2 protein-coding genes are annotated in these 806 nt (G+C 31.1%); both read left to right on the forward strand.

Annotated elements, in window-relative coordinates:
* A partial coding sequence (locus tag AMN80_RS01770) for a UvrB/UvrC motif-containing protein (protein WP_179850268.1) occupies positions 1-567 on the forward strand: 567 nt, incomplete at its 5' end.
* Positions 549-806 (forward strand): SDR family NAD(P)-dependent oxidoreductase (locus AMN80_RS01775; RefSeq protein WP_143323372.1); only part of this gene is annotated, 258 nt, incomplete at its 3' end. The genes AMN80_RS01770 and AMN80_RS01775, both read left to right, overlap by 19 nt.

Here is an 806-nt window from a genome sequence, read left to right on the forward strand (position 1 = left end):
CCAGAATGTGCACTTGTTGGTATTTTAGATGCAGATAAAGAAGGGTTTCTTAGATCTGAAACTTCTTTGATTCAAACAATTGGTCGAGCAGCTAGGAATGTGGATGGTAAAGTTATTTTGTATGCTGACAAAGAAACTAAAAGTATAAAAAAAGCTACACAGGAAACTGATAGAAGAAGATCTATTCAGCTTGCCTATAATAAAAAGCATAACATTGATGCAAAAACAGTTAAAAAAGAAATTAGTGATATTTTGGAAAGCGTGTATGAGAAAGATTATGTGAAGATAAGTGAAGGTGCAAATGTCGGTGGAAATCTAAAAAAACATCTTAAGGCTTTAGACAGAAAAATGAAAGAATCAGCCTCAAACCTTGAATTTGAGGAAGCTGCTAAAATTAGGGATGAAATTCGCAAACTTCAAAGTACAGAACTTGAAATCACATTAAATCCAAAGGTTAGACAGTATGATATTAAAAATAAAATTTATCCTAAGGGAAGATCTACTTTAGGAATGCCAGGCACAAGAGTAACAAAAAAAAGAGATAAAAGATGGAAGCACGGAAAATAATTATTACAGGTGGTGCTACCAGGATCGGTGCAGCAATTGCAGAACGATTATCTGGTTTTAAAGTCCAGATTTTAATTCAATATAACAAATCAAAATCTAAAGCTGAAAATTTAAGAAATAATTTAGAGCAAAAAGGCTCAAAAATTTATTTAATAAAAGCAGACCTAGGAAAAGAAAAAGATGTTTTAAAAATAGTCAAATTTGCAAAAAAAAAAATGGGCTATCTTGATTGTCTTATT

The organism is Candidatus Pelagibacter communis (assembly GCF_001179985.1).
GTDB classification, from domain to species: domain Bacteria; phylum Pseudomonadota; class Alphaproteobacteria; order Pelagibacterales; family Pelagibacteraceae; genus Pelagibacter; species Pelagibacter ubique_J.